Origin of the sequence: Celeribacter sp. (genome assembly GCF_048261515.1) — a bacterium.
Classification (GTDB): Bacteria; Pseudomonadota; Alphaproteobacteria; order Rhodobacterales; family Rhodobacteraceae; genus Celeribacter.
On record NZ_JBLXFZ010000002.1, the window covers coordinates 219074 to 240177 of the forward strand.

General features: G+C 61.6%; 19 protein-coding genes and 1 other RNA gene. 11 read left to right on the forward strand and 9 right to left on the reverse strand.

What is annotated here, in order from left to right:
* Positions 1–114 precede the first annotated feature (114 nt).
* Positions 115–466, reverse strand: a transfer-messenger RNA (tmRNA) gene (ssrA, locus tag ACN0SC_RS05925).
* A gap of 75 nt (positions 467–541) precedes the next feature.
* Between ssrA and ACN0SC_RS05930 the strand changes: the two genes are divergently transcribed.
* The 3 genes from ACN0SC_RS05930 (at position 542) to acuI (ending at position 3971) form a co-directional block, all read left to right on the forward strand.
* Positions 542–1288: a TadE/TadG family type IV pilus assembly protein gene (locus ACN0SC_RS05930; protein WP_417248738.1), complete on the forward strand. Its 747-nt coding sequence runs from the start codon at positions 542–544 to the stop codon at positions 1286–1288.
* Positions 1289–1291: 3 nt separating this feature from the next.
* Positions 1292–2758 carry a pilus assembly protein TadG-related protein gene (locus tag ACN0SC_RS05935; RefSeq protein ID WP_417248739.1) on the forward strand — a complete coding sequence of 489 codons (1467 nt, stop codon included), beginning with the start codon at positions 1292–1294 and terminating at the stop codon, positions 2756–2758.
* Positions 2759–2981: 223 nt separating this feature from the next.
* Positions 2982–3971: an acryloyl-CoA reductase gene (gene acuI / locus ACN0SC_RS05940; RefSeq protein ID WP_417248740.1), complete on the forward strand. Its 990-nt coding sequence runs from the start codon at positions 2982–2984 to the stop codon at positions 3969–3971.
* 80 nt (positions 3972–4051) lie between these two features.
* Here the strand turns inward: acuI and ACN0SC_RS05945 are convergent, their stop codons facing one another.
* Complete coding sequence (locus ACN0SC_RS05945) at positions 4052–5260, reverse strand: multidrug effflux MFS transporter (protein WP_417248741.1); 1209 nt, start codon at positions 5258–5260, stop codon at positions 4052–4054.
* Positions 5261–5413: 153 nt separating this feature from the next.
* Here ACN0SC_RS05945 and ACN0SC_RS05950 point away from each other — a divergent pair, with 153 nt between their 5' ends.
* Positions 5414–6238, forward strand: coding sequence for a sulfite exporter TauE/SafE family protein (locus ACN0SC_RS05950; protein ID WP_417248742.1), 825 nt, complete (start codon positions 5414–5416; stop codon positions 6236–6238).
* 19 nt (positions 6239–6257) lie between these two features.
* Here the strand turns inward: ACN0SC_RS05950 and ACN0SC_RS05955 are convergent, their stop codons facing one another.
* Genes ACN0SC_RS05955 through ccmI form a run of 3 tightly spaced genes read right to left on the reverse strand, consistent with a single transcriptional unit; the run spans position 6258 to position 8201 of the window.
* Complete coding sequence (locus ACN0SC_RS05955; protein ID WP_417248743.1) at positions 6258–6494, reverse strand: DUF1289 domain-containing protein; 237 nt, start codon at positions 6492–6494, stop codon at positions 6258–6260.
* A gap of 7 nt (positions 6495–6501) precedes the next feature.
* On the reverse strand, positions 6502–6975 hold the full coding sequence (gene ruvX / locus ACN0SC_RS05960; protein ID WP_417248744.1) for a Holliday junction resolvase RuvX: 474 nt from the start codon (positions 6973–6975) through the stop codon (positions 6502–6504).
* Entirely contained in the window at positions 6972–8201 is a 1230-nt protein-coding gene (ccmI, locus tag ACN0SC_RS05965; protein WP_417248745.1) for a c-type cytochrome biogenesis protein CcmI, read from the reverse strand. The genes ruvX and ccmI overlap by 4 nt, the downstream gene beginning before the upstream one ends.
* A 264-nt stretch (positions 8202–8465) precedes the next feature.
* Between ccmI and ACN0SC_RS05970 the strand changes: the two genes are divergently transcribed.
* The gene (locus tag ACN0SC_RS05970; protein ID WP_417248746.1) at positions 8466–9065 is read left to right on the forward strand and encodes a superoxide dismutase; all 600 of its coding nucleotides are present in this window, start codon (positions 8466–8468) and stop codon (positions 9063–9065) included.
* 184 nt (positions 9066–9249) lie between these two features.
* A complete protein-coding gene (rarD, locus tag ACN0SC_RS05975; RefSeq protein ID WP_417248747.1) occupies positions 9250–10209 on the forward strand; it encodes an EamA family transporter RarD in 960 nt (319 codons plus the stop codon).
* Here the strand turns inward: rarD and ACN0SC_RS05980 are convergent.
* Positions 10149–10718, reverse strand: a complete 570-nt coding sequence (locus ACN0SC_RS05980) for a TIGR00730 family Rossman fold protein (RefSeq protein ID WP_417248748.1) — start codon at positions 10716–10718, stop codon at positions 10149–10151. The genes rarD and ACN0SC_RS05980 overlap by 61 nt on opposite strands.
* Before the next feature lie 190 nt (positions 10719–10908).
* Here ACN0SC_RS05980 and ACN0SC_RS05985 point away from each other — a divergent pair, with 190 nt between their 5' ends.
* From ACN0SC_RS05985 to ACN0SC_RS06005, 5 genes are all read left to right on the forward strand, one after another.
* Positions 10909–12633 carry a LysM peptidoglycan-binding domain-containing protein gene (locus tag ACN0SC_RS05985; protein ID WP_417248749.1) on the forward strand — a complete coding sequence of 575 codons (1725 nt, stop codon included), beginning with the start codon at positions 10909–10911 and terminating at the stop codon, positions 12631–12633.
* A gap of 145 nt (positions 12634–12778) precedes the next feature.
* Positions 12779–14599, forward strand: a complete 1821-nt coding sequence (locus ACN0SC_RS05990; protein ID WP_417248750.1) for an ABCB family ABC transporter ATP-binding protein/permease — start codon at positions 12779–12781, stop codon at positions 14597–14599.
* A gap of 69 nt (positions 14600–14668) precedes the next feature.
* Positions 14669–16105, forward strand: a complete 1437-nt coding sequence (locus tag ACN0SC_RS05995; RefSeq protein WP_417248751.1) for a cryptochrome/photolyase family protein — start codon at positions 14669–14671, stop codon at positions 16103–16105.
* A gap of 136 nt (positions 16106–16241) precedes the next feature.
* Positions 16242–16685: a TrgA family protein gene (locus ACN0SC_RS06000; RefSeq protein ID WP_417248752.1), complete on the forward strand. Its 444-nt coding sequence runs from the start codon at positions 16242–16244 to the stop codon at positions 16683–16685.
* The gene (locus ACN0SC_RS06005) at positions 16685–17554 is read left to right on the forward strand and encodes an NUDIX domain-containing protein (RefSeq protein ID WP_417248955.1); all 870 of its coding nucleotides are present in this window, start codon (positions 16685–16687) and stop codon (positions 17552–17554) included. The genes ACN0SC_RS06000 and ACN0SC_RS06005 overlap by 1 nt, the downstream gene beginning before the upstream one ends.
* Here ACN0SC_RS06005 and ACN0SC_RS06010 read toward each other — a convergent pair.
* The 3 genes from ACN0SC_RS06010 to cobA form a co-directional block, all read right to left on the reverse strand.
* Positions 17551–18771, reverse strand: a complete 1221-nt coding sequence (locus tag ACN0SC_RS06010) for an MFS transporter (protein ID WP_417248753.1) — start codon at positions 18769–18771, stop codon at positions 17551–17553. The two genes, ACN0SC_RS06005 and ACN0SC_RS06010, sit on opposite strands and share 4 nt — an antisense overlap.
* A gap of 172 nt (positions 18772–18943) precedes the next feature.
* Positions 18944–20239 (reverse strand): cobyrinate a,c-diamide synthase, encoded by a 1296-nt coding sequence (locus ACN0SC_RS06015; protein WP_417248754.1) that lies wholly within the window; start codon positions 20237–20239, stop codon positions 18944–18946.
* A 1-nt stretch (position 20240) separates the two neighbouring features.
* Complete coding sequence (gene cobA, locus ACN0SC_RS06020) at positions 20241–21098, reverse strand: uroporphyrinogen-III C-methyltransferase (RefSeq protein WP_417248755.1); 858 nt, start codon at positions 21096–21098, stop codon at positions 20241–20243.
* Positions 21099–21104: the final 6 nt, after the last annotated feature.

Genomic DNA, 21104 nt, shown 5'->3' on the forward strand with positions numbered 1-21104 from the left:
AAGTGTCGGGCAAGTGTCGGGCACCCGCGCGCCTCGCCTCAGGTCGGCGTCAGGCGTTCTTTCGACATTCGCCGCGCGGACGATGAACTTTCGGAACATTCTGAGAGGGGGGGAAGTGCAGGCTTCTGTTGCCAGGTGCCTGCGAACCCCGCCTTACGCTGCTAGGCGAAAGGGCTTAGATTTCGATGTTTCGAACTGCTTACGCAGCCAGAGCCATCGGAGCTTTGTTGTCATTTGCAACTAGCTTTAGTGAACCGATAACGGTGGTATCTCACCGAGACAAAGCTACATCTTTACACGTCCGTCGATCCTATTTCGTCCCCATGATCCCCAAATGAGGGAGGTTTGGTGGAGACGCCGGGTACCGCCCCCGGGTCCGATCCGCTTATTACATGCGCGTTTATGCCCATAGTCGGATTGCTCCGACAGGTTTTATTTAGGCGCAGGCGGGATGGTTTTCAAGATCAAAGGCACCGACAGGGTGTCATGGGCCACTAGACATCTCAGGGAGCGCAGCATCGCGGTTTTATGCTGAAGGTTAATGAAGGCCGTTCATTCAACGCTATTTGTTGTCGCTTTCGAAACAATTGGCTTTTCAAAAACAAATTGTGTCGCCTGTAGCCGTATTCCTCGGCGAAAATCCCTTTCAAATGCCACAATTGCGTCCGCATTGCGTCATGTTTATCGGGGAAATCCCTTTCCAAAGGGCTTTGGTGTCTTTCCTTGGCGGTCGCAGATTCGCGTTTGCTACAGTTGGGAGCGGCACTCGGGCAGGTATTTAGTGGCATGCGCTTGGGGCAATTCCCTGAACGCAGAAGAAGGGGATCAATCCCCTGTATCGAGGAGTGGAATTGTGCACAAAGCACTCGCAAGTATCTGTAAACACGTAACGAGTTATTGTCGTTCTGAAAATGGTTCCGCGACAATCGAACATGTCTTATGGCTGCCCGTCATGACGGGGTTCATGATGCTGACCACAGACGCGACCATTCTCATGAACCATCAAGGGCACCTCTATGAAGTGGCGCGGGACGGAGCGCGGATGGTTTCTGTGGGGCAGCGCACTCCGCAAGAGGCCGCCGAGGCCCTGCGTAGCAAGCTCGCCAATGGTGAGAATTACGACATAGATTTGCATGTGGATGGCGATTACGTCGTCTCCGAAGTGTCCATTCCCTTCAGCAAAGTGGCACTTTTCAGCCGCTCGATTTCCGGTGATGCCACGCTTTCGGGTGGTGTGGTGATGTGGATCGAAGGTGACGACGATCCCGCGATAGAGGCAGGAGCCTGACCCATGACTTTACCCAAAAATCCTCCCGCAACGCGCGTTTTCTCATCCCGCGCCTTTCATAGATTTAACCGCAACGAGACCGGGGCAGGCACCATTCAGTCGGTGTTTATCATTGCGATTATGGCGGTCATCGGTGGTATCGCGGTCGACGTTGCGAACGCATGGCGTGCACGTACACAGCTACAAGTCACCGCCGATTCCGCCGCACTGGCCGCTGCCGCGCATGTAGACAACTCGGAGGAAGCCTCCAAAATCGCACAGGATATTGCGCGGCGTATGCTCGGCAAAGATAGCGCCGCTTTGGGCAGCACCGATGTCCAGTTCGGAAATTGGGATAGTGACGCTCAGATGTTCACGGCCCTCGATGAGGAGGCTGCGCCCGAACTGTTCAACGCAGTGCAAGTCATTGCCCGCCGTGACAGCGCACGCGACAACGCGCTCGGCACCTATCTGATGCGACTCGTCGGGATAGACAGTTTTGATATTTCCGCGGGGTCCATCGCAGTTTCGGCAACCGAGACGGCTGTTGTGACGGTCGCAAATCCTGACGCGGGCAACGGTTGTAATGATGCAACCTTCTTGTCGACGCACAGCGTAACTGCGGGCGGGGGCAATACCTTTAACGGCGATGTTTGTATTTACGGTGCGGGAGGGGTGAGTTTCGGCGGAAACGATTACTATTCCGACCAGACAAAGGCCATGGCCAACGACATCTCGACCGTCAATCTCTATTCTCCGGCCGCCGGTTCCGCTCCGGTGGAGGAAATCAAGGCGGAAGGGGAAATGGAGGCCACGCTCCTGCCAAAAATTGACGGGATGTATACCGATCTCATGAGTGCACTTGGCGGGCTCGATGGACAGCAATACGGAGGTGATCTGGTTCCCGATTTCGTGAAAGATCCCGCCACGGGCACCGCCACGGTGAAGGTCAAGAACGGGTGGTGGTCAATCCAGCCTGGAGAGGTCGAGCCCTATACCATTTACGTGGTCAATGGCGGCGCCCAATTCTCGGGCGGTATGGATGCCCATAACGTTGCCTTCGTGGTGAGCGGGCAACTCGGGGTCGGAGGCGGCGGAAGTTTGCACTTCTACGACACCTATTTCATGGGCAACGACATTAACCTTGCCGGCTCCGTGGAGTGGGGCGATCCCGAAACATCCTGCTCCGAAACGGATCCGCGCTATTCGGTCTACATGTTCGCGAAGAACTATGTGTCTCTGGGAGGTTGGGGCAACAGCGTGCCTATCAACGGCATTGTGGTCGCCGCTCCTTCGATCCGTCCCGGTGGTGCGATGACAGGCTCCAACATCTACATGGAAAGCTCAAAGAATTTCAACATCGGCGGTGCCTTCAATATTCAGGGATGCGGTTCCGAAAATCTCGACAGCTACTGGGAACTTGCCGATGCAGGTGGCGAAAGCACGGTTCAAACCACCTATAAAATCCGCAAGGCAAAGCTGCGCCGCTAGGCCCTCCATGCAAACCGATTTGCCTGCAAGTCACAATTTACCTGAACCGCTCTGATCTCGTATCAGAGCGGTTTTTTGCTCGGCATGACCATCAAGACGCGTTGACAATTCCCTTGCGGCGAAAGAACGTCTGCGCATTCTTTGACCGCAGCGCGCAGGGGTCTACTTAAAACCTCTCGTGCAACGCATTTGTGCGTTTGCGGTATATTCAGGAGGACAAAATATGCGCGCATTGGTGATGGAGCAAAACGCCGACGGACTGGCGGAAGCGCAGATCAAGGACATCTCGCCCGACGATCTGCCGCAAGGCGATGTGACTGTGGCGGTGGAATATTCCACGCTGAACTACAAGGACGGTCTGTGTCTGTCTCCGAAGGGTGGCGGGTTGGTGCGCAATTACCCCCATGTGCCCGGTATTGATTTTGCGGGCACTGTCGAGACCTCCGACGATCCGCGCTACAAGGCGGGGGACAAGGTGGTGCTGACGGGTTGGCGCGTGGGCGAGGTTCATTGGGGCGGCTATGCCGAGAAGGCACGGGTGAAGGCCGACTGGCTGGTGCCTCTGCCCGATGGGTTGAGCACGCGTGACGCGATGGCCGTGGGCACGGCGGGTTTCACCGCGATGCTTGCGGTGATGGCGCTGGAGGACCACGGGCTGACGCCTGACAAGGGCCCTGTGTTGGTCACGGGGGCTGCGGGCGGTGTCGGTTCGGTTGCCACGGCGATCCTTGGCAATCTCGGCTATGAGGTGGCTGCTGTCACGGGGCGTCCCGAGCAGGCCGATTATCTCAAGAGCCTTGGTGCGACCACCATCGTGCCGCGCGGCGATATCAATGAGACCGTCAAGCGTCCGCTGGAAAGCGAGACTTGGGCGGGATGTGTCGATGCGGTTGGCGGTGAGATGTTGGCACGTGTTTTGGGGCAAATGAAATATGGCGGCTCGGTTGCGGCTGTGGGACTTGCGGGCGGGGCGGGACTGCCTGCTTCCGTGATCCCGTTCTTGCTGCGCGGGGTGAACCTTCTGGGCATTGACAGCGTGATGAAACCTTTCGAGGCCCGCAAACGCGCATGGGCACGGTTGGCGCACGACCTTCCGATGGAGAAGCTCTCGGCAATGATCCATCCTGCCACACTTTCTGACCTGCCTGAACTTGGGGCGGCGATCCTCAAGGGCGGTGTGAAAGGGCGTGTGGTCGTGGACGTGAATGCCTGACATCGCTTGATAGACATGCAAAAGGGGCGCCCGTTGGAGCGCCCCTTTTTTTGATTGGGAATGCGAGGGGATTGGCCGCGTCAGGCCATATCGCCCGAGAGCGCACGGCGCGCGCGTCCTTGCACAGTCAGGATCAGTGCGAGGTTGAGAATGGCGCAGAAGGCCATCGCGCCCAGCATCGGCGTGGGCGACCCGTCGAAGAACTGACCCGTCAGAGCCACCATCGCGCCGCCTGCTACCATTTGCAGCGTGCCGCCGAGGGATGAGGCCAGCCCCGCGATCTCTCCGTGGGGATCAAGGGCGGCGACCATGGTTGTGGGCATCACAAGACCCACGGAGGCAAAGCCCGCGATCAGCCCGATCACGATGACGGGGAAGCTCGCGTATCCCAGAAGAGACAGGGCGAAGAGCGTGCACATCACAGTGGCAAAACCGATGACACCCGTAAGGATGATCGTCATCGCGCCGTAGCGGCGCATCAGCGGCGCTGCGGTTTGCGAGGCGCCGATGAAGCCCATGGCGTTGATCGTGAAGGCCAGAGAGAACTGGGTCGGCGTGAGGCCGAAGGTCTCGACATAGACGAAGGAGGCGGAGGCGATGAAGATGAAGAAGCCCGACATTGCCAAACCGCCGACAAAGGTCAGCCCCATGAAGACAGGATCGCGCAAAAGCACCTTCGCGCCGCGCCCAAGGGTGGCAAGGTTGATGGGTTTGCGCTCGGATTTGGGCAGGGTTTCGTGCTGGAACAGGGCGGTGATGGCGAAGGCCAGAACGGCGGCAACGGCCATAGCGGCAAAGATTGCCCGCCAGCCTGTGATCGCGATCATCCCTGCGCCCGCGAGCGGGGCGAGCATGGGCGAGACCGAGAAGACCAGCATGATCAGCCCCATCAATTTGGTCGCCTCGTAGCCTGTATATTGGTCGCGTACGATGGCGCGGGTCACGACCATCAGCGAGGCGGCCCCCATGCCCTGCAACGCACGGGCCGCCACGAGCATCTCGATGCTCTGCGCGCGGGTGGCCATCAGCGAGGCGATGGCGAAGATCACCAGCCCGATATAGAGCGGCAGTTTGCGTCCCGCCTGATCAGCCCAAGGGCCATAGACCAACTGGCTGAGCCCGAAGGTGACGAAGTAGAAGGTGATCGTGCCCTGTGTCTGACCGATGGTTGCGCCGAGATCTTCGGCGATGGTGGGCAGCGCGGGCAGGAACATGTCGATGGCGAAGGGGCCAACGGCGGACAACAGCCCGAGGACAAGCGCGGAGCGCAATAGCGGGGAGAGGACCATGGAAGGGTGGCCTTTCGATTGGATTGTGCGTGGGGTGCGGTCTCATGAAAGGGGGAGGCGTGCCGCAGTTTCGTCTATGTGACGTATGGACAAGCCTCTGGTCAACCCGCCTTGGCGCGGATAATCAGGTGCAAATCTGCACGTGAGGATTGCATGACCGATATTTCGACACTTTTGCCCTTTGCCGCACTCATCGCCGTGATCGGCGCCTTTGCCGGTGTGTTGGCGGGGCTATTGGGCGTGGGGGGCGGAATCGTTCTGGTGCCCGCATTCTTTTACGCCTTTTCGGGGCTGGGCTACGGCTCACCACAATTGATGCAAATCTGTCTGGCGACATCTCTGGCCACGATCATCGTCACCTCGATCCGCTCGGTCTCGGCGCATCACCGCAAAGGCGCGGTGGAATGGTCGATCTTGAAGAGCTTCGCCCCTGGTATCGTGGTCGGGGCGCTCATCGGTGTGCTAGTGGCCTCGTCGCTGCGCTCTGCGGCGCTACAGGTGATCTTCGGTGGCGTGGCGAGCTTTATCGGTCTCTACATGGCCTTCGGCAACAGCGCGTGGCGCTTGGGTGACGAGATGCCCAAGGGCATCATGCGCGTGGTGATTTCGCCGCTCATCGGGTTTCTTTCGGTGCTGATGGGGATCGGCGGCGGGTCTTTCGGTGTGCCGACCATGACGCTCTACGGCGTGCCGATCCATCGCGCGGTTGCCACAGCTGCGGGGTTCGGGGCGATCATCGCGATCCCTTCGGTGATCGGATTTCTCTTTGTCGATCTTCCCGGGGATGTGACGCCGCCCTTTACCGTTGGAGCGGTGAATATCGCGGCCTTCGGGTTGGTGATCTGCATGACGCTTCTGACTGCACCTCTGGGTGCGCGGATTGCCCATGCGATGGACCCCAAGCCGCTCAAGCGCGCTTTCGGTGTCTTCCTGATCCTCGTCGCGCTCAACATGCTGCGTAAAGCGCTCATGGGGTAGGGTGCGATTGGGTGGGGGCCTAGAGTTTCCGCTTGAGCCGTGCGGCCCGTCCACCGCGCCTCTTGGTCGAGGCGGGGGTGCGTTCAGGCAGTTCGGCCATGACTGCGGCGCGTGCCTCGGCGGTCATCCGTGACCACTCCGCGATCTCGTCAATAGAGCGCGCACAGCCCAGACAGAGCCGCGTGTCAGGGTCGATCTGACAGATGTTGATGCAGGGGCTTTCGATCTCGTCGCGCCGCCAAACCTCGTCACTCATGGCGACCTCACAGATAGCCAAGGCGGTCAAGCGCGCCTTGCAGGATGACGGCGGCTGCGACCTGATCAATCTTCGCCGCTCGCTTGGCGCGCGACATATCGGCTTCCAGCATGGCGCGTTCGGCCGCCACGGTGGACAGGCGCTCGTCCCAGAAGGTTATCGGCAGATCGGTCAGAGCCGTGAGATTGCGGGCAAACGCGCGGGTTTTCTGACAGCGCGGCCCCTCGGAGCCATCCATATTACGCGGCAGACCCAGCACGATGCCACCGACCTCATGCTTGCCCAAGAGCGCGAGAAGCGCTTCGGCGTCCAGCGTGAATTTCTTGCGGCGGATGGTGTCGAGGGATGAGGCCACGCCCCAAAGTCTGTCCGAGAGCGCGACACCAATGGTCTTGTCCCCGAAATCCAGACCAGCCAGCGGGCGCATCGGGGGCAGGGTGGCTTTGAATTCGGCCACGTCGTCGAAAATGGTGGCGCTCATTGGGTGACGCCCGCGCGTTCGGCAGCGGCGCGCACGGTGGCCAGCGCTTCAGGGGCCGCGCCAAATGTTACCTGCGCCTCGTTCCAGATCGCACGCGCACGCTCGGCCTCGCCCAGAACACCGAGCGAGGAGATCAGCCGCGCCCATTCCTCGGGTGTGCCGCCCTCGTTGGCCAGCCGCGCCGACAGCCCGTCAACCATGCTTTGGATCATGTCGCGGCGTTCCTCGTCGCTCATTTCAGAGGCATTTTCGATGTCCTCGGCGCTTGGCCCGCCCAGACCGTCGCTGCTGGCCACGGGCGGCAGGGTGTAGTGAATGCCCGCCGCCTGCGCGACGCTTTCGATCTGCGCACGGATTGGCGGCACCCAAGGCGCGCCTTCGGGCGATCCCGTGACAAGCGGTTGCCACAGGCGGAAGGTCATGTCGGGGCGGCCGGTCTGCGCGAACATCAGGCCCGAGTAATAGAGCGCCGCACCGTTCTGGCTGTCGCGTTCGAGCGCGCGGGTCAGCGCGGTTTCGGCCTCTGGCGAGACAAAGCCGCCAGCGGCGAGGATCATCATATCGGCAAGGTCGGAATAGTCCTTGGACGTGGCCTCGTCGCCTTTGATCGCGATCACCCGTTCCTGAGCCTCGTAGGCGGCGCGGTAATTGCCCGCGATGGCCTCGTTGCGCGCCAGAAGGATGTGACCTTCCAGATCGTTGGGCCGATCCGCAAGAGCGGCGCGAAGCTTTTCCATAAGGGCGGCATGTTCGGCGTCAGGTGCGCGCAAGGAAGGGGTCGGAGGCGCGGATGCCTCCGCCTCGTCTTGTGAGGGGCGGTTTGCACGGATTTCGGCGGCGGTCTCAAGACGTTTTTCCAGTGGCAGATCCGCGTAGCCCGCAACGCCGAGATGGTTGTAGAGCGCCACCCCGCCGACCAGACAGGCGCCCGCAACCACAACGCCAGTGATAACGGCGGGGCGGGTCGCACGGGTCTCACCCGCGCCACGTGCCTTGTCGGCATCAAGAAGACGGCGCGAGATTTCGACGCGCGTGCGTTTGGCGTCCTCTTCGCTGAGAACCCCGCGGGCCAGATCGCGCTCAACCTCGGCCAGTTGATCGCGGTAGACGCGCATTTCCACATCGGCCTTGGACGCCGACCAGTTTCCCCGCGACCGCGCCATGGCAAGCGCCATCGGCGTGACGGCCAGAAGGGCCAGTATGGCGGCAATGGTCCAGAACATCATGGGCGCAAATCCTCACTTGGGTTGGCTTCGGTGTTTACCGTTCAAGGGGCTTTTGCGAAAGGGGCAATGACAGGAGTGTGACCTATTGGCCCGCAAGATCCATCACGCGCAGGGCCGTTACACTTCGCAATCCCGCCAAACGTGCGCTTGCGCATCCCCGCACAGTGGTTTTCCGACGCAGCTCCGCACTCCCCCCTTGACCCCGACCGCGTGGTGCAACAGGTATAGGTCAAACGAAACGCACATTTTCAAAGGAGAATTCCGATGGCTTTTGAACTTCCCGATCTGCCTTATGCTCACGACGCTCTGGCCGATCTCGGCATGTCCGCCGAGACCCTCGAATACCACCACGACCTGCACCACAACGCTTATGTCACCAACGGCAACAAGGCGATTGAAGGCACCGAGTGGGACGGCAAGACCCTCGAAGAGATCATTGTCGGCACCTACGACAAGTCCGCCGTGGCGCAAAACGGCATCTTCAACAACATCTCCCAGCTTTGGAACCACAACCAGTTCTGGGAAATGATGGGCCCCAAAGGCAACACGATTCCGACCGAGCTTGAAAAAGCGCTCACCGAGAACTTCGGCTCCGTCGACAAGTTCAAAGAAGAGTTCGCCGCCGCAGGCGCAGGCCAGTTCGGCTCCGGCTGGGCATGGCTCGTCAAAGACACCGACGGTTCGCTCAAAGTGACCAAGACCGAAAACGGCGTGAACCCGCTTTGCTTCGGTCAGACCGCGCTTCTGGGCTGTGATGTTTGGGAACACTCCTACTACATCGACTTCCGCAACAAACGTCCTGCCTACCTGTCGAACTTCCTCGAAAATCTGGTGGACTGGGAAAACGTCGCATCGCGCATGTAATCGGCGCGCATCTGACGATGTGATCGGGTCGGGGGGAAACTCCCGACCCTTTTTTATGCGGTGATACCTGTGCGTTTTTGGGGCTGACGCCTCGGCTGGCCACTGAAAACCGCTCAGGCCATTTGCGCGAGGCTTGGCCTCATTTTCCTTGCCGCAGGGCGATTTGCCTCTATTGACTGCCCTTATGACACAGACACGTTCGGGTTTTTTCGCGCTGATTGGCGCTTACACGATCTGGGGGCTTTCCGCGCTCTACTACAGGGAGGTGACGCATGTTCCTGCCCTTGAAGTGCTTGCGCATCGCACCGTGTGGTCTTTCATTGCCTTTTTCGGGATCATCGCCGCGCAGGGTCGTATTCGCGAGATGTTTGCGCTTTTGCACCCGCGCACCCGTGGTCAGGGGCTGTCTCGCATCGCGCCTGCGGCCTTTGTCATTTCGATCAACTGGTTTCTGTTTGTCTATGCTATCCAGTCGGACAGCACGCTGGAGGCGTCACTGGCCTATTACATCTACCCGCTGATGGCGGCAGGGGTGGGCTGGGTGCTCTTTTCCGAGCGGCTCCACGGGTTGCAATATCTGTCGATGGGGCTGGGAATTGTTGCGGTTACGGTCCTCACGGTCGGACTTGGCGCTGTTCCGTGGCTGGCGCTGATGATGTCGGCAACCTTCATGACTTACGGCACGATCAAGAAGGGATTAGCGGCGGGGCCTGTGATTGCCATGGCGGCCGAGACCACCCTGATCGCGCCTTTTGCGCTGATCTACCTGATCGGTGCTGAGCTATGGGGCTGGGGCGGGTCGGCGGCGCAGCCTGCGGGAGCCTTTGGCGCGGATCTCTGGTCGAGCTTCGTGTTGATGCTCGCGGGTGTGGTGACAGGTGTGCCGCTCCTGCTGTTCTCCATGGCGGCACGGCGGCTGTCGCTCACGGTCGTGGGCTTGGGGAACTACTATAACGCCACCTTGCAACTCATTGTGGCAGTTACGATTTTTGATCAGGTGATCACGCCGTCACATTCCATCGCCTTGCCCTTGATCTGGGTGGCGCTGGCGGCTTTCACCTTCGAGAGTTTCCGCCGCGAGCGTCAGGACCGCAAGGCGCGCACCGCCGCGACAAGCTCGTCGACGCTGCCCACCGAAGTGTAAAGCCCGCGCGAGGCGTCAGAGGCGAAACCCTCGGCAATCACATGGTCGATCAGGGTCTCCAGCGGCGCCCAGTAGCCATCGGTGGAGAGCAGGAAAATCGGCTTGTCATGCAACCCGATCTGCTTCCACGTCAGCACTTCGAAAAATTCGTCGAGCGATCCCATCCCGCCGGGCAGGACGACGATGGCATCGGAGTTCATGAACATCACCTTTTTACGCTCGTGCATGTTCTCGGTCACGACGAAGGTGGTCAGGTCGCGTTTGCCCACTTCCATATTCATCAGGTGAACGGGGATCACGCCAAATGTCTCGCCGCCCGACGCCTGACAGGAACGTGCGACCGCGCCCATCAAACCAACATCTCCCGCACCATAGACCAGACGCCAGCCCTCGCGCGCGATCTCGCGGCCAAGGGTTGTGGCATCCGCGTGAAAGGCGGGTTTGTTCCCGTCACGTGATCCGCAATAGACGCAAAGCGAGAAGGGAACGGCGGGATTTTGGTCTTGCATGGGCAGGGGCCTCGATTTTGACGGGGAGAAAGAAAGGAATGCTTTACCACTGTTAGACCCGTTGCTAGGCTCCCTCAAGCCTTGAAAAAAACAAAGGGCGCATGGTGTTGCTGGACACCTTTTGCGCGTGTCACGACAGGCGCGCGTGGTAGTGACATAGGGTGCGGATGCGCCCGAGGGGGACTAGGATATGACGGAAAAATCCGTATTCACGTCGGCTGCGACGCCTGTTGCGGGAGTGGCGGCTGTGGCTGTGGCGGCTGTGATCGGGGGAGTGCTTTATTTCGCCAACCCGTCGCAGGATGGTGAGGTGCCCGCCGAGAGTGCCACCGATGCGGCCATGACGACCCCTGAACCTGCGGCGGATACTCCGCCTGACGATGCGCAGGACGAGACTTCCGTGAATACGCCCGAGGTTGAGGCCGAACAGGCCGCGAAAGCCGCGATTGAAGCGCCCAAGGCACTAGATACCAGCGAGACCCCTGATATGAGTGCGGGCGAGGCGGTTGCACAGTCTGACGATGCGCAGATCGAAAATGCAGAGGATAATGGCGCAGAGGCTACGGAACAGGCGCAGGGCACCGATCTTTCCTTGTCACCGCCCAGTTTTGACGTTGTTCGGGTGCCGTCCGAAGGGTTTACCACGGTCGCTGGCCGCGCGGCGCCGTCCTCGGAGATCACGGTTTTCGTCGATGGTGTTGAGGTTGCGCGCACGCAGGCGGGGGCCACGGGTGAATTCGTCGCGCTCTTTGATCTGGCCGCCGATGGGGCCGCGCGGGAGATGACGATTGCCGCGAGTATTGACGGGGAGACGGTGTTTGGTGCGGAGAGCATCCTGATCGCCCCAGCCGCCGAGGTGGCCTCCGAGGAGACGCCCGCTGCCATGGCCGATGCGGGTGGCGAGGCGATGTCCGATGTGCCATCCGACACGATGGCGGCGGATACGGCGGAAACGATGGCAAGCGAAGAGGCGCAGGTAGCCGCCGAGGTGGCCCACGATGTTGAGGCATCCACCGAGCCTGCCGCGTCCAGCGAGGTGGCTCAGGTGGAAACCGATGCGCAGCCCGCCGAGCCAAGCGAAACAGCCGAAACAGAAATGGACGTTGCGGATACCACAGAGGTTAACGAGGACACGGCTTCCGTTGAAATGGCAAATGCGGACGCGGTGCAATCCAGTGAAAGCCCCGCTCAAGAACAGCAATCCGCAATGGATAGCGCGCCAACAGATGCGCAGGCCGAGACGCAAACCGCGTCAGTGATGGATGAGGCACCTACCGTCCTGCGTGCCGATGATGACGGGGTGAAGGTTCTGGCTCAGGGGGGCGTGGCAGATGATCTGCGGATCGACGCGATCACCTATGATCCCGAGGGGCGTGTCTATGTCTCTGGCCGTGCGCAAGCAGGTGCGGCGCTTCGGCTCTATGTCGACAATGCGTTGATTGCGGAGACAGAGGTCGGGCAGGACGGGCAATGGCGCGCCGAACTGGCGGATGTCGCGGCGGGGATTTACACGTTGCGTGCCGATGTGATCGGGGAGGGCGGTGCAGTTGTCGCTCGTGCCGAAACACCGTTCAAGCGCGAGACTGTTGATGTTCTGGCACAGATTGCTGGGCTGGATACGCCTGCCGAAGAGCCCGCGCCCGCAGCTTCCGATGATGCGAGCGGCGACGCAGAGACTGTTGCGCAGGCCAACAGTGCGCCTGCCGAGGCTGCCGCTGATGCGGTGGATGCGACCCCGACACCGCCCAAGCGCGTGGTTTCCGTGACCGTTCAGCCCGGCAATACCCTTTGGGGGATCGCAACAGACCGCTATGACGATGGCTTGCTCTACACGCGGGTGTTCAACGCCAACCGTGACCAGATCCGCGATCCCGATCTGATCTACCCTGGTCAGGTGTTCCGCCTGCCTGAATAGGGCGGCGTCGATCCGCGCGGGTCTGTCTTGTGCGTATGTGAATAGATGGGCTGTGCGCGCCGCGGCCCTTGTTGCCGCGCGGGCAGAGGGTTAGATCAGGCGAAACGGACCCCCGTGATGGTCCGCAGGAACGAAGGTCGGACAGATGCGCGGACGCCCCACAGTGACAACGACAAAAGGCCCCTCGGACGGGATGCGGGTGATCAAATCGGTCGCGCCCTATTTCTGGCCGAAGGACGATCGCGGCGCACGGGCGCGTGTGGTCCTCGCGCTTGTCGCGCTTGCGCTGTCGAAGGCGCTGCTTTCAGGCACGCCCTTGCTCTACGGCTATGCGGTGGACGCGCTGTCGGGCAAAGATACCGCGCCTGAGTTTCTGCTGGCGATCGGGGCGGTCGGTCTGACCATCGCCTACGGGATGACGCGGATACTCGCCTCGGGTTTCCAGCAGCTGCGCAACGTGATCTTCGCGCCTGTGTCGAATGCCGCGCTGCGCAAGATCGCGCTGGAGACCTTCAACCATATCCATGCGCTCTCGATGCGCTACCACATTACCCGCAAAACGGGGGGACTGAGCCGTATCATGGAGCGCGGTGTGAAGGGCGTCTCCTTCCTGCTGCAATTCCTAGTATTCTCCATCGGGCCGCTGATCCTCGAACTGGCAATTGTCTTGGTGATTATCGGGTCAAAGCTGGGTCTGTCTTACCTCTTGATCCTGCTTGTGACCTTCACCTCCTACATTGTTTTCACTCTCAAAGTGACCGAATGGCGCGTGAAAATCCGTAAGGAAATGAACGATCTGGACACAGACGCCAACCAGAAGGCCATCGACAGCCTGCTCAATTTCGAGACAGTGAAATACTTCGTCGCCGAAAGCCGCGAGGCGGACCGCTATAACGTGGCGATGCGTGGCTATGAGAAGGCGTCGATCAAGACCGAAAGTTCGCTGGCCTTCCTCAACTTCGGCCAGTCTTTGATCATCACCTGCGGGCTTGTCGCCTCGATGGTTCTGGCTGCCGTTGGCGTGGGGCGTGGCGATATTTCCGTGGGCGATTTCGTCATGGTCAACGCCTATATGGTGCAAATCACCATGCCGCTCAATTTCCTCGGCTCCATGTATCGCAACATCCGTCAGGCGCTGGTGGATATGGAGGAGATGTTCACGCTGCTCCACCAACCCGCCGAGATCACCGACAAGCCCGACGCCAAGGATCTCGTGGTCACGGGCGGGACGGTGCATCTCAACGGGGTCGAGTTTGCCTATGACCCTGCGCGGCCCATTCTCAAGGGCGTCGATATCGAAGTGCCGGCGGGCAAGACGCTGGCCATTGTCGGCCCCTCGGGGTCGGGGAAATCCACCATCGGTCGGCTTCTTTTCCGCTTCTATGACGTGACGGGTGGGGCGCTGACCATCGACGGGCAGGATTTGCGCGATGTGACGCAGGAGAGCCTGCACCGCGCCATCGGTGTGGTGCCGCAGGACACGGTGCTGTTCAACGACACGATCCGCTACAACATCGGTTACGGGCGCGACGGGGCGACCTTCGACGAGATTGTTGCCGCCGCGAAGAAGGCGCGCATCCATGACTTCGTGCAGGCGCTTCCCGAAGGTTACGAGACACAGGTGGGCGAGCGCGGGCTGAAGCTTTCGGGCGGGGAGAAGCAGCGTGTGGGCATTGCGCGCACGCTCCTGAAAAACCCTCCGATCCTCCTGCTCGACGAGGCCACATCGGCGCTCGACACCCAGACCGAACGCGACATTCTCGGTGCGCTGGAAGAGGCGGGCAAAGGGCGCACGGTTGTCACCATTGCGCACCGCCTGTCTACCGTGGCCGATGCCGACGAGATCGTCGTGCTGGAGGCGGGCAGGGTTGTCGAGCGCGGCACCCATGAAGAATTGCTTGCGCGCGGGACCAAATATGCCGCCATGTGGTCGGCGCAGGCCGAGGATCGCGACGCTGCTGAATAAGCGGAAGAGTGATCCAAGGGCAGGGCGCGTGCGTATGATCCTCAGGATCAACTTACCGAAAGCCGCCCCGTGACAGATACATCTCTGACCGACAAATCAACCCCCGCGATCTGGTGGGTTCGCCGTGACTTCCGCCTTTCCGACAATCCCGCACTTGTAGCGGCTGCACATGCTGGGCCCGTGGTGCCTGTTTTCGTGTGCGACGGGACGGTTGCGGGGCTTGGTGCTGCGCCGAAATGGCGGATGGGGTTGGGGCTTGCCCATCTGCTCTCGGTGATCGAGGCACAGGGCGGGCGGGTCATCCTGCGCGCAGGGGACGCGCGTGTGGTGATCCCTGCGCTGGCGCAGGAGTTGGGCGCAACGTCGGTCCATTGGTCGCGGGCCTATGACGCAGAGGCAATCGAACGCGATACTGAGGTCAAGGCGCTGCTCAAAGGTGCGGGCGTGGCGGCGGAGAGCCACGCGGGCCACCTCCTGCATGAGCCTTGGACGGTCGAGACCAAGACGGGCGGCTATTACAAGGTCTATTCCCCTTATTGGCGCACGGTGTCCGAGCGGCCTGTGGATGAGCCTTTGCCCGCTCCTGATGTGGTTTGGGCGAGCACGGATATGGAAAGCGATGCCCTTGATGATTGGGCGCTTGACGCGGCGATGGATCGTGGTGCGGATGTGGTGGCTGCCCATGTATGTGTTGGCGAGGTGGCGGCGCGTGAGCGGCTGTCGCGTTTCATCGACGCGCGGATGGAGGCTTATAAAAGACGCCGTGACTATCCCGCCGAGCCTGCCTGTTCGGGCCTGTCGGAGAACCTTACCTATGGCGAGATTTCTCCCCGCACGATCTGGCATGCTGCGCACAGCGCGATGGCTGAGGGCGAGAGCGGAGCCGAGCATTTCCTGAAAGAACTGGTCTGGCGCGAGTTTGCCTATCACCTGCTTTTCCACGAACCCGATCTGCCACATGAAAACCACCGCAAGGGGTGGGACGGTTTCCCGTGGGATCAAGATGCGCAGAGTGCTGAGGTCAAGGCGTGGCAACAGGGGCGCACGGGTGTGGACTTTGTCGATGCTGCCATGCGCGAGATGTATGTCACGGGCACCATGCACAACCGCGCGCGGATGATCGTGGCCTCCTATCTAACCAAGCACCTGCTGGTGGATTGGCGTATCGGGCGGGCGTGGTTTGAGGACTGTCTGATTGACTGGGATGTCGCCGCGAACGCTATGGGATGGCAATGGGTGGCGGGCTGTGGCCCTGATGCCGCGCCTTATTTCCGCATTTTCAATCCCGATGGGCAGGCGGAGAAATTCGACCCGCAGGGGGCTTACAGGTGCGCATGGATTGCCGAAGGGCAGGCCGCACCACCCGATACGGCGTTGCGCTATTTCGACGCCATCCCGCGCGCGTGGGACATGCACCCCGACGCTCCGCGCCCCGATCCCGTGGTGGGGCTCAAGGAGGGGCGCGAGCGTGCGCTTGCGGCCTATTCCGCGCACCGCGATGGCTGATCCTAAAGGGGAAGAAATGTGCGGCGGCACTGCGTCACTGGCTGCGAAACCCGCAAGATGACAGGCTTTTTCCTTGATTTCGCCCTTTGGGAGCGGAAAATGCCCTTCGTATTTACCAAGAAGAACGAGCAGCCCCATGCCCACAATGCCCCGATTGATTGCCGCGCTCTGGTATGCGCTTCTGGCGTGGTTTGTCGCGGAAATGTCCAAAACCCATATGCCCGAAGGCACGCAATTCGGACGGATGTCGCTCTATGCGGGCGCGATCGGTCTGGGCGTTGGTTGGGTCTTTGCCGGACGGCGCGCGGGCGACTCGATGCGTGCGGCCTATGGTTACGGTTTCACATCGGGTGTTCTAATCGCATTTTGGGGCGTTGGTTTCTTCGCCGTTGTCGAAATGCTCAGACGGGCGTGGGACGGGCGTTTTCGGGGGCCGATGCACGCTCTGGCGGGGATGGTTGATCTGGCGCGGGAATACGCGCTGATTGTGCTGCTCAATCCCGACATGCTGATCGTGCTTTTGGGTGGTGGTGTCTTCGGTGGCTGGCTGGTGGAGAAATCCGCACGGAAGTGGTCGTGATGGAGGCCAAGACGCGCGCGGCGCTGGACGACTTTTCGCAAGACCTCACCGAGGATCAACGGCGCTATCTTGATACCTGTTTCGCGGCGGTGGATATCCCCGATCCCGCGCTGGTGCCTGCCGCCGCCGCGGAGCTTTTGCAACACCACCGCGAGGGCCGCAGCGCCGAGGCAGTTGCCGCCGTAATGCCGCAGGTTTTGTCACGGGCATGGGCGCGGGTGCGGGCGCGCGAGGGCCGCCCGACGATGGAGCGCGCGGGTCTTCCCGATGTGGAGGCTGTCAGGACCACCGAGCGCAAGATCGGCTATCTTGGTTATTTCGCTTTGGAAGATAACACCTACGAGCAACCGCGCTTTGATGGCGGGCGGATGGGGGATGTGCCGCGCATGGTCTTTATGATGGCCGATGCGGTGACGGTTCTGCCCTACGATCCTGTGCGTGACCGCGTGCTGGTGGTCGAGCAACTGCGCTACGGGCCGCTTCTGCGCGGGGATCGCCGTCCGTGGGTGCTGGAACCGATTGCGGGGCGCGTAGATGCGGGTGAGGGGCCTGAGGCCACCGCGCGGCGCGAGGCCGAGGAGGAAGCGGGTGTCACCCTTGGTGCGCTGCATTTGATCGGGGAGCATTACGTCAGCCCCGGCGCTGTGACCGAATGCCTGATCTCCTATGTGGGCGAAGCGGATTTGCCCGACGATATCACGGGGATCAGCGGCCTTGATGTCGAGCAGGAGGACATCCGTTCGCACTTGTTGAGCTTTGATCGCCTGATGGAGCTGTGCGATGCGGGCGCACTTGATACTGGCCCGCTGTTTCTCGCAGCACTCTGGCTGTCACGGCACCGCGACCGCCTGCGTGAGGCGCGGCTCTAGCGTTCGCGCGGCTGCAACCACAGCCAGATCAGCGCCGCACCTGCGAGTGTCAGGAAGGGGATCATGGCGAGGTTTACCGCCGCCCAACCGTCCTGCGCCGAACCGCCCGAACAGTTCATCAGCCCGCCAGAGGCCAGCGAGGCCACGGTCACACCGCCAAAGACGATCAAATCGTTGATGCCCTGAATGCGGCCGCGCTCGGAAGGTTCATGCGCCGAGGCAAGCATGGAGGTCGCGCCGATGAAGCCGAAGTTCCAACCGATGCCGAGCAGGACAAGGGCGACGAAGAAGTTCTCGATATTGACGCCCGCAAGCCCCGTGATCCCCGCAATCCCGAGGATCACAAGGCCGAGCGCCATGATCCGTTCAACGCCGAAACGTGCGATCAGGTGGCCGGTGAAGAAGGAGGGGATGAACATCGCAAGCACGTGGGCGGAGACGATATCGGCCGCCGTGTTCTGCTCGAAGCCACAGCCGACAACCGCCAGCGGGGTGGAGGTCATCACGAGGTTCATCAGGGCGTAGGACACCATTGCGACAATGATCGCCACAGCCACGCGCGGGGTCTTGAGCAACTCCATGCGCGTGCGGCCCAGATGTTCGCCCTCTTTGGCAACGGGCGGCTTGGGGATGTCGAGGAAGAGGAAAAGCGCCGAGCCGACGACGTTGATCACGATCACCGCGAGGTAGGTGCCGAGGAAAGGCACGACCATCATCTGGCTAGTGACCTTGACCAGTTGCGGCCCGATGATGGCGGAAATCAATCCTCCTGCGAGAACATAGGAGATGGCTTTGGGTTTGAAGGCCTCGTCAGCGGTATCGGTCGCGGCAAAGCGGAAGAACCCCTGACTGGACTGGTAAACCCCAGTGAACAGCCCGCCCAGCACGAAAAGCCAGAAGTTCTGTTGCAGCAGCCCGATCGCCCCGACGGCCGCGCCCGTGGCGCCAGCACTCGTGCCGATCCAGAACCCCGCGCGGCGTCCGTATTTCTGCATCACGGCGGAAAGCGGTGTGGCCGAGAGCATGGAGCCCAGCACGGTGGCGGTGATGGGCAGGGTGGCAAAACACAGGTTGGAGGCCAGCGATTGTCCTGCAAGCCCCGCGATGGTGAAGATCATCGCCATCTGCGCCCCGAGGAAGGCTTGCGCCGCGACGAGGATAAACACGTTGCGGCGGGCTTTTGCCTGTGCGGCGGGGGACGTGGCGATGTCGGGCATAGGGTCTGGTCCTTGAAACTGTCCGACCCGTTTAGCGGTGCCCGTGACGTTTGGAAAGCGGCAGGGTGTCGCTGTTGTCTTGCGAATTTGTGATAGGGGTAATCAGCGACTGTGCGGTTTTGTGACGAGTGCCTTATGGAGCGGGCAGGGCGTGTGCACAATCTTCATCCACTCAGGCCCTATCGATCAGGTGCAGGAACGATCCCGACACGCTGCCACGGACAAGTCCCTGCGGCCCCAGATCGGCCCCTTCCGCGTCGGTCGCGGTGAAGAGCGGCGTGCCGTCAGCCTTTAGTGTGGTTGCATAGTGGAACTCGTGGGCGGTCCATGTGCCCTCGAATGGGACAGCCGAGGCCACAGAGGTGGCCGTGCGATAGCCGAGGTGCAGTTTGCGCGTGGCGAAGGAGGTCTCCAGATCGAGCAGGCCCGCCATGCGGTGCCGCAGGCCGTCACGGTCCACCAGCCCGTCGCCCAGCACCATATACCCCCCGCATTCGCCATAGACGCGGGCGCGCGCCGCCGCCTCGCGCAGCGATTGCAGCGTGCGGTGGTTCGCGGCGATCTTGCCCGCGTGCAATTCGGGATAGCCGCCTGGAAGGTAAACCAGATCGGCGGGCGGGGCGGGTTGGTCGTCCAATGGCGAGAAGGTGACAATCTCCGCGCCCTGCGCGTGCCAATCGTCGAGCAGGTGTGGATAGGCGAAGGCAAAGGCGGCGTCCTGCGCCACGGCGATCCGCTGCGCGGGCGGGGGCGTGCGTGTCGCGTCCTTGCTGCCCTCGAAAGGCGTGGCCAACGCTGTCAGGGCGTCGAGGTCCAGCGCCTCCTCCACCGTTTCGGCGGCACGGTCGAGAAAGGCGTCGAGGTCGGGTCGCTCTCCCGCCTGCACCAGACCGAGGTGGCGGGAGGGTGTGGCGAGGGCTTTGTCGCGCAGGATGCAGCCGATGAGCGGCACACCCACACGTCCCAACGCGCGGGTGATCATAGCAGCGTGCCGCGGGCTGCCGACTTTGTTAACGATGACACCCGCGATTGTGAGCGTGGGGTCATGGGCGATGAACCCCGCCACAAGGGGTGCGATGGATTGCGCCATATGGGAGGCATCGACCACGAGGATCACAGCGGCTCCGAGCTGGCGGGCCAGATCGGCCGAGGCGCCCTTGCCATCGCGGGTTGGATCGGTGGCATGGGGTGCCCCGTCGAAGAGGCCCATTGCGCCTTCGATTACCAATAGGTCGTCAGATCGTCCCGCGAGGGCTGCAATCCGCGCGGGCGTCATCGCCCATGCGTCAAGGTTGACGCAGGGCGCGCCGCTAGCGGCTTCGTGAAAGCGCGGGTCGATATAGTCGGGGCCCGATTTGGCGGAGGAGACGGTTACACCACGCCGCGCCAGTGCCCGCAGGATGCCGAGCGTCACGGTCGTCTTGCCCGATCCCGAAGCGGGTGCGGCGATCAGAAGTGCGCGGGGCATGTCAGGCCTCTTCGGCCGGTTTGCCACGTCCCAAGGGATCGAGGTCGCGCGGGGTCTCGCCGCGCATGAGCGCCTGCCAGTCCAACACCTGCCGCATCAGCACCGCGCGCCCGACGCAGATGATCGCGGGCGGTTCCATATCCGCCGCCGCGATGTCGTCGAGCATGGTGCCGAGCGTGGTTTCAAGAACCTTCTGGTCGGCGGTTGTGGCCTGCGTGACGATGGCGACGGGTTCATCTGCCGCGCGTCCTGCATCCATGAGACCCTTGCGGATGTGGGGGGCGTGTTTCATCCCCATGTAGATCACCAGAACGCCAGCGGAGCGCGAAAGCGCATCCCAGTCGAGACTGCCTGTTGGCCCGCCTGTCTGGTCATGGCCTGTGACGAAGGTCACGGCTTGGTTTACATCGCGGTGTGTCACAGGGATGCCCGCATAGGCCAGACCGCCAATCCCCGCCGAAATACCAGGAACGATGCGCACGGGAATGCCGTGTTGAATGAGTGTCTGTGCTTCCTCGCCGCCACGACCAAAGACAAAGGGATCGCCGCCCTTGAGGCGCAACACCCGTTTGCCCTCGCGGGCCAGTTCGATCAGGCGCAGGGAGATATCCGCCTGTTTCGCTGACGGCTTTCCTCCGCGTTTTCCTGCGTAAATTTTCTCCGCATCGGCGCGCGCCCATTCGAGAATTTCCGAGGCCACCAACGCGTCATAGACGATCACATCGGCCTGTCGCAGCGCGTTGATCGCGTGGAGTGTCATCAGCCCCGGATCACCCGGACCTGCGCCACAAAGCCAGACCCAGCCGGGTTCGATTACGGGCCAGTCACCAGTCGGGAGGGGAAGATGCGATTCGGTCATGGACAC